Source organism: Shewanella xiamenensis (assembly GCF_014647135.1).
GTDB lineage: Bacteria > Pseudomonadota > Gammaproteobacteria > Enterobacterales > Shewanellaceae > Shewanella > Shewanella xiamenensis.
Map to the genome: position 1 here is coordinate 40,569 of NZ_BMOP01000011.1, position 12,552 is coordinate 53,120.

At 48.5% G+C, this 12,552-nt stretch carries 12 protein-coding genes; 2 read left to right on the plus strand and 10 right to left on the minus strand.

The window, feature by feature from the left end; genetic code table 11:
• Positions 1 to 45: 45 nt before the first annotated feature.
• The 3 genes from prpC to IEY09_RS11330 form a co-directional block, all read right to left on the minus strand.
• A complete protein-coding gene (prpC, locus tag IEY09_RS11320; RefSeq protein ID WP_188871113.1) occupies positions 46 to 1,173 on the minus strand; it encodes a bifunctional 2-methylcitrate synthase/citrate synthase in 1,128 nt (375 codons plus the stop codon).
• Between the two features lie 233 nt (positions 1,174 to 1,406).
• The gene (gene prpB, locus IEY09_RS11325) at positions 1,407 to 2,285 is read right to left on the minus strand and encodes a methylisocitrate lyase (protein WP_011624354.1); all 879 of its coding nucleotides are present in this window, start codon (positions 2,283 to 2,285) and stop codon (positions 1,407 to 1,409) included.
• A 67-nt stretch (positions 2,286 to 2,352) separates the two neighbouring features.
• The gene (locus IEY09_RS11330; protein ID WP_188871115.1) at positions 2,353 to 3,141 is read right to left on the minus strand and encodes a GntR family transcriptional regulator; all 789 of its coding nucleotides are present in this window, start codon (positions 3,139 to 3,141) and stop codon (positions 2,353 to 2,355) included.
• Positions 3,142 to 3,473: 332 nt separating this feature from the next.
• Here IEY09_RS11330 and IEY09_RS11335 point away from each other — a divergent pair, with 332 nt between their 5' ends.
• Entirely contained in the window at positions 3,474 to 3,938 is a 465-nt protein-coding gene (locus tag IEY09_RS11335) for a 2-thiouracil desulfurase family protein (RefSeq protein WP_099457107.1), read from the plus strand.
• 68 nt (positions 3,939 to 4,006) lie between these two features.
• Here IEY09_RS11335 and yihG (IEY09_RS11340) read toward each other — a convergent pair whose 3' ends face one another.
• From yihG (IEY09_RS11340) to IEY09_RS11350, 3 genes are all read right to left on the minus strand, one after another.
• On the minus strand, positions 4,007 to 4,948 hold the full coding sequence (gene yihG / locus IEY09_RS11340) for a 1-acylglycerol-3-phosphate O-acyltransferase, YihG family (protein ID WP_037431237.1): 942 nt from the start codon (positions 4,946 to 4,948) through the stop codon (positions 4,007 to 4,009).
• 7 nt (positions 4,949 to 4,955) lie between these two features.
• Entirely contained in the window at positions 4,956 to 5,858 is a 903-nt protein-coding gene (gene yihG / locus IEY09_RS11345; protein ID WP_037413712.1) for a 1-acylglycerol-3-phosphate O-acyltransferase, YihG family, read from the minus strand.
• A gap of 100 nt (positions 5,859 to 5,958) precedes the next feature.
• Positions 5,959 to 7,485, minus strand: a complete 1,527-nt coding sequence (locus tag IEY09_RS11350) for a YifB family Mg chelatase-like AAA ATPase (RefSeq protein WP_188871117.1) — start codon at positions 7,483 to 7,485, stop codon at positions 5,959 to 5,961.
• A gap of 215 nt (positions 7,486 to 7,700) precedes the next feature.
• On the opposite strand from IEY09_RS11350, the gene IEY09_RS11355 reads away from it, so the two are divergent.
• The gene (locus IEY09_RS11355; protein WP_188871119.1) at positions 7,701 to 8,816 is read left to right on the plus strand and encodes a DUF1963 domain-containing protein; all 1,116 of its coding nucleotides are present in this window, start codon (positions 7,701 to 7,703) and stop codon (positions 8,814 to 8,816) included.
• Positions 8,817 to 8,821: 5 nt separating this feature from the next.
• Here the strand turns inward: IEY09_RS11355 and IEY09_RS11360 are convergent, their stop codons facing one another.
• From IEY09_RS11360 to IEY09_RS11375, 4 genes are all read right to left on the minus strand, one after another.
• Positions 8,822 to 9,418 (minus strand): response regulator transcription factor, encoded by a 597-nt coding sequence (locus IEY09_RS11360; protein WP_037413708.1) that lies wholly within the window; start codon positions 9,416 to 9,418, stop codon positions 8,822 to 8,824.
• Positions 9,418 to 10,497 carry a sensor histidine kinase gene (locus IEY09_RS11365; protein WP_188871120.1) on the minus strand — a complete coding sequence of 360 codons (1,080 nt, stop codon included), beginning with the start codon at positions 10,495 to 10,497 and terminating at the stop codon, positions 9,418 to 9,420. The genes IEY09_RS11360 and IEY09_RS11365 overlap by 1 nt, the downstream gene beginning before the upstream one ends.
• An 84-nt stretch (positions 10,498 to 10,581) precedes the next feature.
• Positions 10,582 to 11,286, minus strand: a complete 705-nt coding sequence (locus IEY09_RS11370) for a tetratricopeptide repeat protein (RefSeq protein WP_188871122.1) — start codon at positions 11,284 to 11,286, stop codon at positions 10,582 to 10,584.
• A 183-nt stretch (positions 11,287 to 11,469) separates the two neighbouring features.
• Complete coding sequence (locus IEY09_RS11375) at positions 11,470 to 12,420, minus strand: calcium/sodium antiporter (protein WP_055647874.1); 951 nt, start codon at positions 12,418 to 12,420, stop codon at positions 11,470 to 11,472.
• Positions 12,421 to 12,552 lie beyond the last annotated feature (132 nt).

Consider the following 12,552-nt stretch of genomic DNA (forward strand, 5'->3'; position numbering starts at 1 on the left):
GAGCTCATGCGGAACTGACGCTTAGCGCCAGTTCCTGTTGTGTTATTAACGCTCTGCAATCGGCACGACTTTACGTAGCGCTACACCCACATAGTCGGCACTTGGACGAATAATGCGGTTGTTTGAACGCTGCTCCATCACATGTGCTGCCCAACCCGTTACCCGTGAACAAACGAAGATCGGGGTAAACAGCTTGGTTGGAATGCCCATGAAGTGGTAAGCACTGGCATGGAAGAAGTCGGCGTTACAGAAGAGTTTTTTCTGTTCCCACATCAGGGCTTCACAGGCGACCGATACGCGGTAGAGGCGATCATCGCCATAATCTGTGGCCAGTTTTTCTGACCATTCTTTGATGATGGCGTTACGAGGATCTGAATCTCGGTAGATGGCGTGACCAAAGCCCATAATCTTTTCTTTGCGCTCGAGTTTACCCATGAGCACATCGCGGGCATCGGCTTCGTCTTTCATATCTTGAATGAGTTCCATCGCCGCTTCGTTAGCGCCGCCGTGTAGCGGACCACGCAGTGAGCCGATAGCACCAGTGACGCAGGAATGCATGTCCGACAGGGTCGATGCACACACACGGGCGGTAAAGGTTGAAGCGTTAAACTCATGCTCTGCATACAGAATTAATGATACGTCCATTACCTTAGCGTGCAGCGCCGATGGCGCTTTGCCGTGCAGCAGGTGCAGGAAGTGAGCACCGATTTGCTCATCATTGGTTTCGGTTTCGATGCGTACACCATCGTGGCTAAAGCGATACCAGTAGCAGATGATCGATGGGAAGGCCGCCAGTAAACGGTCGGCAATTTGGCTTTGCTCGCTAAAGCTGTGCTCGGCTTCGAGGTTACCCAGCATAGAGCAACCGGTACGCATGACATCCATTGGGTGGGCGTCGGCAGGGATACGCTCTAATACTTCTTTTAATGCCTGTGGCAGGCCGCGCATGCCCTTAAGTTTGGTCTTGTAAGCTTCGAGTTGTGCTGTGGTTGGCAGCTCACCGTAGAGAATGAGGTGTGCGACTTCTTCGAAGGTGGCGTTTTCGGCCAAGTCCTTCACATCGTAACCGCGATAGGTCAGGCCGCTGCCCGATACACCTACGGTACTTAATGCGGTCTCACCCGCGCTCTGGCCACGTAATCCTGCACCACTTAATTTTTTTGCGTCTGACATAATCCTTCCCTTCCGTTAACGCTATGGTTATTGCAGACAGGCTCAATATTGGCCGTCTACCTTTTTGGTTAAAGCTGCATAATGTTGGCGAAATACTCGTTTCGACCTTATGTAGGGTTGCAGCGTGTCGGTGATGCGTGAGCCGTTATTTGAGGTCGCGGCTCGCGCATCTGGGTATCAGTAACAACGCGAAGCCTAAGCTTCTACTGACGTCCATGGTCTGTACTTATCTTTTACTTATCTTGGCTAAACAATTGATCTAACTTGTCTTCAAAGGCGTGGTAGCCCAAGTACTTATACAGATCCGCACGGGTCTGCATAGTGTCTAATACATTGCGTTGATGACCATCATTCATCAGCGCTTGCATCACTTTCAGTGCGGCTTGGTTAGCGGCGCGGAAAGTGCCGAGTGGGTAAAGCACCATGTCGGCGCCCGCTGCGGCAAGTTCTTCTTTGTTGAACAATTGGGTTTGGCCAAATTCGGTCATGTTCGCCAGGATTGGTGCGTTAACCTGAGCCTTGAAGTGACGGTATTGGTCCAGCTCAGTTAAGGCTTCGGCGAAAATCATGTCGGCACCCGCGGCGATATAGGCTTTTGCACGTTCGATACCCGCTTCTAAACCTTCAACGGCAACCGCATCGGTGCGCGCCATGATCACAAAGTTAGGATCGGTACGGGCATCGACGGCGGCCTTGATACGGTCAACCATTTCCTCTGTGCTAACGACCGCTTTGTTGGGTCTGTGGCCACAACGCTTTTGTGACACTTGGTCTTCCATGTGCACGGCGGCAACACCTGCTTTTTCAAATTCTTTAATTGTTCGGGCGATGTTGAAAGCGCCGCCCCAACCTGTGTCGATATCAACCAGCAGTGGCAGTTGGGTTGCAGAGGTGATACGGCCAGCATCGATCAGCACGTCGTTCATCGAGGTCATGCCTAAATCCGGTAAACCGTAGGAGGCGTTCGCTACACCCGCGCCCGACAGATACAGGGCTTGGAAACCCGTTTGCTCCGCCATCAGGGCGAAATAGGCATTGGTGGTGCCGACGATTTGCAGCGGTTTTGAGTTAGCAAGAGCTTGGCGAAAACGTAATCCTGCGCTTTGGGTCATGGTCTTGTCCTTATCCTATTAAAAAGTACTGAATGATCAGTATTCGATGCTTATGGGCCGCAACGCCTTAGTTAATATTGGCTAAGGTTTCTTTCGCGGCGGCGTTAGCTTGTAATTCAATCAAGCGTAATTCGGTATTTTTACGGCCTTGCTCAATATGGCGACGCATCAACAGGCTAGCGAGTTCACCATCACGCTGGGCGATGGCTTCGACTATGCGTCTGTGTTCGGCAATGGCTTTTACTGGGCGGTTCTTATTGGTGCACTGATAGCGATACATCCGCAGCAGATGATAAAGCCCGCCAATTAAGGTTTCTTGCAGATGTTTATTGCCGCTGGCTTGGATTATTTGATAGTGGAAGTCGACATCGCCTTCCTCTTGAAAATAGGTATCGCCATTGGCCAGCGCGGTTTCTTGCACGGCGAGCAGGTCTTGCAACTTCGCCAGCTGTTCTGGGGTAATGCGGCTAGCGGCGAGTTCGCAGGCCATACCTTCGAGCACGCTACGTAATTGATATAAATCGTTTAACTCGCTCACTGTGAGTTGAGCAACACGGGCACCCACATGGGGCGCGCGGACAACGAGACGTTGTCTTTCTAAGGTTTGCAGCGCTTCACGGGTCGGGCCTCGGCTGATGCCATATTTTTCGGCGAGGGCTTGCTCGTTGATCTTACTGCCTGCAGGCAGTTCACCCTTGATGATGCTGGTTTGTATTTGCACCAAAATTTGATCGGCTAAGGTGGTCGACGATTTTTCGCTGGCGAGGGATTTCACTTTATTCGTTGGGCTCGTCGAGGCATGGGCCACTGAGCTTTGGGTGTCATCTATGGGGAATATGGTCTCTTGCTTCAACATACTGCGCATCACTCGTTGATTGCTGGATTGTCGACAATGGGTAAAAAATAGTCCTGTCAAATGCCATTGTCAACAATATGTTTACTTAGACGTAAGTCTATACTTCTGGCGTTTTGATTTTTAGCTGATGTATTTGTTGGTTATTTTGTATTTAATTTGATTTTGATAATTTTATCTTCTCTATTTTTTAATTGGTAATTGTCGACAATTTTGGTGTCGAGTGATGTCAGATGGTGCGATCAAGCACAGCTTTTACCCCATTGCGACTTATTGAGTACAATGCAGAGGAAGTATTGGTCGGCACTCACAGGGTGAAGGTATAGAGGGGCAAGATGGAGAAAATCCTCATTAGCAGTTGTTTGCTTGGGCAGGCGGTGCGTTATGACGGCGGTCATAATCTGCTGCAAGACGAGTGGATGCAGCGATGGCAGCGAGAAGGGCGGATAGTGGCGTTTTGTCCTGAATGCGCGGGCGGATTACCCACACCAAGGCCTGCGGCCGAGCGTGTTGGCGATCTAGTGCTAACAGCGCAGGGTGAAGATGTAACAGCGGCTTTTAGGTTGGGAGCACAAAAGGCGCTTGCTTTGGCTCAGGAGCAAGGCATTAAGATAGCGATTTTAAAGGCGCGTAGTCCTTCCTGTGGTAATCAGCACATTTATGATGGCAGTTTCAGTAAGCATTTAATTGCAGGGCGGGGAATGACGGCCGAACTTCTGCTGGCGGCAGGTATGAGTGTGTTTAATGAAACGGAATTAGCAGAAGCGGCAATGAGGCTGGCACAGCTAGAAGTGGAATAAGCGGGCTAGGTAAGCCTAACCCGCTATCGACTCACATACGTTAGTGAAGCTGCATTCGTTAATCTGTATTAGTGAAGCTGTGTGTGGGTGCTGGTGGCACTATCTGTTAGCTGCTGATGTTGCTGCAAGAGTGCAGCAATTTGATCATCTTTTTCCGCCCAAACTTGGTTTAACCAACGCTGAAACTCGACCCGATATTCCGATTCTGAAAAGTAGCGAGTAGCGTCGACCTGCGGTACTGGCAAGGCTCGCACCCGTACAATAATCTTGCGTACTTTGCCGTTCATTACGCCAAATAACACATCGTCTGGCGCATCCGGATACACTACCGTCACATCCAGTAGGTTAGTAAATTGCTCACCCATGGCGGAAAGTGTAAAGGCAATACCACCTGCTTTAGGCCGGAGTAAATGACGGTAAGGTGAATCTTGGCGCTGACGCTTATCTTCGGTAAAGCGGCTGCCCTCAACGTAGTTGATAATTGATGTGGGCATATTTTTAAACTTCTCACAGGCACGGCGAGTGGTGGCTAAATCTTTACCCTTAAGTTTCGGATTTTTCTTGAGTTTTGCCGGGCTGGTTCTGTCCATAAAAGGCATGTCGAGCGCCCAGCAACCTAGGCCCATAATAGGGACATAGATCAGCTCTTTTTTGAGGAAGAATTTCAACATGGGGATATGGTTACGCAGCAGGTAAGTCTGCGCGGCAATATCAAAGCCACTGAGGTGGTTACTGATTAGCAAGTACCAGCTGTTTTTATTGAGCCCTTCAAGTCCTTCAACATCCCACTCGATTTTGGCAATCAAATACAAAATGCCACCATTGCAGGTTGCCCATGCCCACATAAAACGATTCATCAGTCCGGTCACTGCATTGCGTGCGCCTTGAGCTGGCATCAACATTTTCACTAAACCACCAAGGCAAACCAAGGTTCCCCAAAGGGCGGTGTTAATGATCAGCAGGCTCAGACTGAGAATAAACAGCACTGGGCCGGGGAGAAAATTCAACATAGAGGTTTTACCTTACTTCTTGGTCCGCTTGCCCAGCCAATTGGCTGATCACTTGATCTTTAGCGAGCCAAAGTTCATTCAATTGTTCTTGGAAGCTAATTTTAAACTCGCGATCATTCATATAATCGCCACGCATATCTGGCGAAATATCCTTCACTGTTATGTGTACTTTAACCTTTGGCAGCTTGCCTGTCAGGTAGTCCCAATAGCTTGGGACGCTATCTGGATAGTAAATCGTGACATCGACTAGCTTGTGGATCTGTTCTCCCATGGCGGATAGCGCAAAGGCCATGCCGCCCGCTTTAGGTTTTAACAGATGTTGGAACGGTGAGTTTTGTTTTTTATGTTTGGCCTTAGTAAAGCGTGTTCCTTCGACAAAGTTCATCACACTCACTGGCTTAGTCTTAAACTTTGCGCAGGCTTTACGGGTGATCTCGATATCTTTGCCCTTGAGTTTTGGGTTCTTTTTAAGTTGTGCAGTGCTATAGCGGCGCATAAAAGGAAAATCTAATGCCCACCATGCTAGCCCTAACACGGGCACATAAATCAGTTCTTGTTTCAGGAAGAATTTCAAAAACGGGATTCGACGATTAAATACGCGCTGCAGGATCAAAATATCGACCCAAGACTGATGATTAGCGATCACCATATACCATTCTTTGGTAGAAAATTGGCTATCGCCCGAGAGCTCAATTTGCACTGGGTGCAGCACACGTTCAATCACCCCATTGACGCTTATCCAAGCGCTGGCGCAAAAGTCGAGAAAATAGCTCGTCGCCGTTCTCAACACAGGCAAAGGAATAAGTTTAATGAAGCTGCCCAGAACAATGGGTACAACCCAAAACAGCGTATTCACGACATAGCCTAAGAAAGCTATGCACCCTTTTAATTGTGAAAACAACGTCCCCATTGGCGCCCCCTGATAAAAATTGGAGGCCTATGTTACTCGGTGTCGGCGTTTGGCTCAATCTTAGGGCGGCTGGTCGGGGCATTTGTTAATATTTCGAGTCTCAATACTGTTGGGATAAACGGGCCAATAATTTATCCATAGCCCGATAACCTAAGGCTTGGGCGAGGTGGCGTCTTTCGGTATTGGGGGCCTGCTCAAGGTCGGCAATGGTGCGGGCAACCCGTTGAATACGATGAAAGCTGCGCACGGATAATCCTAGTTTAACGACGCTCTGTTCTAAAAAAACTAGGTCAGCATCATTGATACCACTAAATTGCTTAAGTTGTTTGCCTGATAGTTCGCTGTTAAGCACGCCCGCTCTGGCGAGTTGAATATCGCGGGCGCATTTTACTCGTTTGGCGATTTGATGGCTGGTTTCGCCTTGTGCCGACTGTTGCGTTAGGGTGCCTGCGGGAAGTTTGGGGACTTCGATGGTGAGATCAAATCTATCTATAAACGGGCCAGAGAGTCTGGCGAGATAGCGCTGGATTTGATCGGGTGTAGCTCGATTGGGGCCGTCGATATCGCCACTCGGGCTGGGGTTCATGGCGGCGATCAATTGAAAACGGCTTAAAAAGGTCAGTTTTGCCGCCGCGCGGGAGATCACCACTTCACCTGTTTCCATCGGTTCACGCAAACAGTCGAGCACTTTTCTTGGAAATTCAGCGACTTCATCCAGAAATAATACTCCGCGATGGGCCAATGAAATTTCGCCAGGCTTAGGAATACTGCCACCTCCGACTAAGGAAATTGAGGAGCAAGTATGATGCGGCGCGCGAAATGGTCGCTTAAGAAAGTCCTCAGGTTTGATATTGATGCCCGCGACGGAATGAATTGCAGCCACTTCTAAGGCTTCTTCATAATTGAGTGCAGGTAATAGCGCCATCATGCGGCTGGCTAGCATGGTTTTGCCAGTACCCGGCGGGCCTAGCATCAAGAGGTTATGGTTGCCTGCAGCGGCGATTTCAAGTGCTTGTTTAGCTTGGTATTGACCTATCACCTCGCTAAGGCAAGGCGTGGACTGTGCCGGCTCATCCGAGATCCACTCGAGCTGTTGCTCCAACATGGGGAGTGGCGCTTGTCCATGGAGAAACGCCGCTAAACTTTGCAAATGGGAGCCAAAGTAGACCTTAGGATAGCCAACTAACTCGGCATCGTGGCGATTATCGAGTGGCAGAATTAACTGATTATTATGGCGTTTAGCCGCAATGATTGCTGGTAGTAATCCTTGGCAGTGGCGGATTTGCCCTGAGAGGGCAAGTTCGCCGACAAATTCGGTATCCTTAAGGCTTGTGTGGGGGATTTGCTCTGAAGCAGCCAAAATGCCGATGGCGATAGGTAAATCGTAGCGGCCGCCTTGCTTGGGTAAATCCGCCGGCGCGAGATTAACGGTTATTCGCCGCATCGGAAACTCGAACCCCGCATTGATCAAGGCGCTGCGTACCCGCTCGCGGGCTTCTTTGACAGAGGCTTCTGGCAAACCCACCAGATTAAAAGCCGGCAGGCCATTACTGAGATGCACTTCAACCGTGACTTCGGGTGCTTCAACCCCACAACTGGCTCGGGTATGCACGCAGGCTATCGCCATAAACAAATCCTTTTGTTGATCTTTTGAGCAGAGTTTGAGTGTAGCAGTAATTCGCCTAAGGGTTTTCAATTCACAGGATCGCTGCCCGCCTGCGCCGCAAGCTGCTGACTCAGGCTTTAGCGTTAGCGTGATAGCATCGGCAATTTGACCTGCTGATCGATAGCATATATTTGATAGAAATGATAAAAAGCAAACATTGGAGTCGTGAGGTCAATATGGATATGTTATTAGCAGAAAATTCCCCCATTCGTCAGCAGCTGCTAGAGCAAAAGCTGGCGCAGTTTAAAGACCCACATCTTGCCCACGTCCTCTCGGCGTTTATTCGCAGTAGTGTCGATCTCTATCCCAGTGCAAACGAAGACTATAGCCAGTTAGGTAACAGCCGACTGGGTGGATTGCCGGATTTACCTGTAGGGAGGGATTATCCGGTGACCTTGGTCGGAAGGGAGGCGATGCTGGATGCTTACGCTGAGGAATTCGACCACACTCGCGAGTATATCGAGGAGCATTATGGGTGGTCGCAAGATTGGGATTGGGACGAGGCTGCGCAAGCCTTCCGTGTGCCGATGCAATTTATCGCACAAATCAATTGTAGCGAACTGAAGGCGTTGCAATCTTATTTGCCTCGAGAGGGGCGATTGTTGTTCTTTTTGGAGCGCTGGCGATTCTCGGAAATGCTTCGCGGCCATGTCTATTATGTCGGTGAAGATCAGCAACTGAACTCTGGGAAAGCGATTGCCGCACTTAAGTTCGACGATGCGGTATGTGCAAACTATGAGTATGAGGCGGCTTATCAACTTCAGGGGATTGCTAGCATTAAGATGATAGCCCCTGACATGATTAATAGTGACAACCCGCATTTAGTAAGGTTAGCCAAGGCTCGTTTACAAGCGCTACCTGAACCGCAACAAGCCATGGTGCTGGAGGCCCTAGCGGTTGTGGATGATGAATTGATACCAGAGTGGCAAGATCAGCTCAAGGGCTATGAGCTGATACAATTGAATGAGCAGGGGTTAATTCCCGGTCAGATTCTCACTCAATCGCAATGGGCTAATACCGAGTGGCAGTCATCTAACTTGCAGGCATTGCTCGTCCCCGAGCAGCCACTGCCGTATTACGATGGTATCGTCAGCATTAATGATTATGGAGATAGCCGCTATAAAGCCCCCGAACTCCACGCCGCGGCAGAGTTAGGAGGCAATGCCGAAGATTATCTGGTGCTACTTAAAGTCATCTACAGTGAGCATTCTATGCAATTGAATTTTATTATTCACCGAGACGATCTTGCATCGGGAAAATTCGAGCGCATTTACTGCATTTATGACAACTAGCTGAGCTATAACCAGCCTTTTTGTTTGGCAATGCGGGCGGCATCGATACGGTTGCTCGCATTGAGTTTGGCGATGGCTTCGGATAAATAGTTACGTACCGTGCCTTCGGCAATAAACAGCATCTCGGCAATTTCGGCGGTGGATTTGCCTTCGCTGGCAAACCGAAGGGCGCGGCGCTCTTTATCATTGAGGGGGTCGACATCGCCAATTGCCATCATTGCCAGCTCAGGATCGATAACGCGTTTGCCCGCCATCACTTGTTGAATTGAACTGACGAGGGTTTCTGAGGGCGCATCTTTTAGCAAAAATCCACCGACACCCGCTTCGATAGCGCGTTTAATATAACCTGCGCGGCCAAAAGTTGTGATCACCACCACTTTGGTTTGGCTATGTTGCTCCTTTAGCCAAGCGGCTAGTTCCAAACCAGTTCGTCCCGGCATTTCAATATCCGTCAGTAACAGGTCAAAATGCTGTTGTTTGAGAAGGGTTAATGCTTCGTCGCCATCGCTGGCTTGGGTAATGGTAAAACCGCCAGCAAGGGTTAGCAGTGCCGCTAGTGCACCGCGCACCATGGCTTGATCTTCTGCCAATAGAATCTTCATTAATCTGTTGCTCCCTGCAAAGGTAAAGTAACGCTAAAGGCATATCCCTGCTCAAGATTATAGCGTAAATGACCTCCGAGGCTATCGAGACGTTCACGAATACCTGTGAGCCCATTTCCTTCGATAAAAGGTCTTGCTAAGGCATTATCTTTAACCTCGACATTAAGGGTATTTGCCTGCTCACTAAATTGAATGCTGCATTGGCTCGCGTTGCTGTGGCGCAAAATATTATTCACGAGTTCAGTTAAAATCAGCACAAGTTGGCTTTCTGTTCTGGCGGGTAGTTTTGGTAATTCACCGATTAACTCTACGTAGATGCCTTTGTCCCTGAGTGAATGACATAGCTGGGTGATGCAACTTGCTAAGCCTTTGTGTTTATAGTCTGAGACGGTATGCCTTATTTGGCTCAAGCTTTCCCGCGCAATTTGTCCTAGCTCTTGTAGTTGAGTCGTTGCAAGTTGATATTCTTGTTTCGCCAGTAGTTTTTCGGCCAATTCAGCCTTTAGAGCAATCGATGACAAACTGTGCCCCATAATATCGTGCAAGTCTCTGGCGATACGCTCCCGTTCAACCATAGTGGCTAAGGTGCTGATCTCTTTGGCGCTTTGTCGCTCCTTCAATCTATGCTGGTAACGTCTTCGCTCTGCTTTACCGAGCATACCAACCCCTAATACTAAGGCTGAGCCGTACATTGGAAAATAGTAGCTATTGAATTGACTAACGTAGTTGAGCAAGAACAGTGTAACTAGTATCCCGAGCCAGCATAACAAGCTAACTCTAAAGGAATAAAAGAAACCAATAAAGAAACTGGCAAAGGTAAAGAGTGAGATGGACCCGGGATTAATAGGGGTAATGGCTATAGCAAGTACTAACATGCCGATAATAGGCCGATGGGCGCTGCGGAAATTACAGCGGTAGGTCCAAAAATAGCAGTAAATAAAGGGAACCAGCACGGCTAAAATTAAGATAATTTGCCAGCTAGGATAAGGCGTAATAAACAGCGGTATCAGATAAAACGCGAGGTTTATTAAGTACACCCATGCGAGCTTGCGTTCCAATTGTAGGGGGTTATTTGTCATATCGCTTCGCCTAAGATCCATTTTGCGGCTGCTGAGAGTAGGATTGGCCGTAAGCATTAGCCAATCCTTTTGCCTTTTCTGGGGTTATTTTGCACTTATTTGCTGATTTTGTTGAAGTAAAAACTTAGCCCAACCATAATCTTTTTCCACTTGCAGCGCCTGTTGCCAATCTTCGATAGCCCCTTGGGCGTCACCTAACTCCTGTTTTGCGAGTCCGCGCCAAGTGTAAGCCTCTGCCTCACCCCAGCAAATGTTCTCGCAAGGTTGATTAAATCGCTCAATCGCATTGCTGGCGAGTGTCTTGGCAACTTGCATGCTGCCTCCAAACATTGCTGGCGTATTATAGGCGGCAATCGCTTTTACTAATGTGACCCGCGGATTAAGCGGCGCCAGCTGTTCGGCCTGAGCAATGGCGTTAGCTGATTTGATCCCAAGCGCAGCGCCTTTGCTGTTATCCAAGGCGATTTGCATACCATACACGGATGATAATAGTGCAAGGGATTCGGCATCGGCTTGGCTGTTGGTTAAGGTTTCTAAGCTTGCTTGAGCCGAGGCTAAGGCATTCTCTGCCATTGTTTTTTGTCCGATCACATTAGCGCTGATGGCTAAGCGATAGTTAGCATAAGCTGCCTCGTAATCTTGAGTGACAGTGCTGAGCTGTTGCAATTTATCAATATTCAGCGTGTTAGTCGCTTTGTCTACTTCAGCGATATTGGAGCTTGAGTTCGAGGCCGCGAACGCAGGCGTGCAGGCGAGAGTAAGGCTTGATAACAGTAAAAGTGTTTTCATGGTATTTCCTTATTGAAGTGATAACCCATTGCTTGGGGACGGCTTCATTATCAGAAATACCTTGGTCTGAGTTCAGGCACAAAGGTCATCAATAGTGCATGACAAATGTCATGTCTTAACCCTAAAAGCAAAACACCGGAGTGGCTCCGGTGTTTTAGTAATTTAAGGTGAACGCGTAAATCGTTAGACTACCGCTTGGCTGCTAGCTTGGTTAACGAGGTAAACCATGTAGCCTAAGTAAGCAATAAGCAGCGTGGCACCTTCGCGGCGACCAATTCGTAGGCCAGACCAAGCAAAGGGTAAAATGATTACGGCTAACGCTAGCATGACAATAAAGTCTAAGGGTTGGAAACCAAGCCCAGATACAGGATAAACGACGGCGGTCACGCCAAGAATACCTAATATATTAAATATATTTGACCCAACGATATTACCAATAGCAATATCGCTTTCGCCTTTGAGTGCCGCTAAAACCGAGGTCACTAGCTCTGGCATACTGGTACCAATAGCGACAATAGTCAGGCCGATAATGACTTCACTAACACCAAATACTTTGGCTAAATCAACAGCGCCATTCACAAATAAAATGCCACCGCCGACTAACATTCCGATGCCGACAATAATAAACGCGATTGAAAGCAATGGATTTTTAGGACCTTCTTCAATCACTTCACCATCGGCATCAGTAGTATTTTTGGCGCTGAAATAGCTGAAAACCAAGTAGCCGACAAGGAGTGATAATAAAATGATGCCGTCAGTCAGGCTGAGTTCGCCATCTAGCAATAATCCCCAAAACAGCATAGAAGCGAGGATCATCAGTGGAATATCCCGTCTTACCATCTGCGATTGAACTTGGATCGGGCGAATAAGCGCAGTAATTGCCAAAATTAAGCCAATGTTGGCGATGTTAGAGCCAATCACGTTACCCAGTGCAATGCCGCTATTGCCTGCCAAGGCTGACTTTACGCTTACCGCAAGCTCTGGTGCGCTGGTACCGAAAGCCACAATCGTTAAGCCGATCACCAGCGGCGTAATCCCAAGACGAAGTGCAATGGAGCTTGCGCCACGGACTAAGGCCTCTGCGCCTAAGGTTAAAATAATAAAGCCGCCGATAATTGAAAGTGCAATAAGCATTTTGGACTCTGTTAAACCTGATTGAGTGAATTAATTTAAGGTGTATCACCTTACGCTGATAGGCGCACATGATACGTGTTTTTAATTTGCTTTGACAGAATATGTCATAAAAAAGCACGCCGAAGAGCGTGC

What these genes read in the sequence shown, in the direction of transcription:
- IEY09_RS11355 (WP_188871119.1), top strand. Translation starts at nt 7,701, where the DNA reads ATGGATATGTTATTAGCAGAAAATTCCCCCATTCGTCAGCAGCTGCTA.
- IEY09_RS11350 (WP_188871117.1), bottom strand. Translation starts at nt 7,485, where the DNA reads ATGGCGATAGCCTGCGTGCATACCCGAGCCAGTTGTGGGGTTGAAGCA.
- yihG (WP_037431237.1), bottom strand. Translation starts at nt 4,948, where the DNA reads ATGTTGAATTTTCTCCCCGGCCCAGTGCTGTTTATTCTCAGTCTGAGC.
- prpB (WP_011624354.1), bottom strand. Translation starts at nt 2,285, where the DNA reads ATGACCCAAAGCGCAGGATTACGTTTTCGCCAAGCTCTTGCTAACTCA.
- IEY09_RS11365 (WP_188871120.1), bottom strand. Translation starts at nt 10,497, where the DNA reads ATGACAAATAACCCCCTACAATTGGAACGCAAGCTCGCATGGGTGTAC.
- IEY09_RS11335 (WP_099457107.1), top strand. Translation starts at nt 3,474, where the DNA reads ATGGAGAAAATCCTCATTAGCAGTTGTTTGCTTGGGCAGGCGGTGCGT.
- IEY09_RS11370 (WP_188871122.1), bottom strand. Translation starts at nt 11,286, where the DNA reads ATGAAAACACTTTTACTGTTATCAAGCCTTACTCTCGCCTGCACGCCT.
- IEY09_RS11375 (WP_055647874.1), bottom strand. Translation starts at nt 12,420, where the DNA reads ATGCTTATTGCACTTTCAATTATCGGCGGCTTTATTATTTTAACCTTA.
- IEY09_RS11360 (WP_037413708.1), bottom strand. Translation starts at nt 9,418, where the DNA reads ATGAAGATTCTATTGGCAGAAGATCAAGCCATGGTGCGCGGTGCACTA.
- IEY09_RS11330 (WP_188871115.1), bottom strand. Translation starts at nt 3,141, where the DNA reads ATGTTGAAGCAAGAGACCATATTCCCCATAGATGACACCCAAAGCTCA.
- prpC (WP_188871113.1), bottom strand. Translation starts at nt 1,173, where the DNA reads ATGTCAGACGCAAAAAAATTAAGTGGTGCAGGATTACGTGGCCAGAGC.
- yihG (WP_037413712.1), bottom strand. Translation starts at nt 5,858, where the DNA reads ATGGGGACGTTGTTTTCACAATTAAAAGGGTGCATAGCTTTCTTAGGC.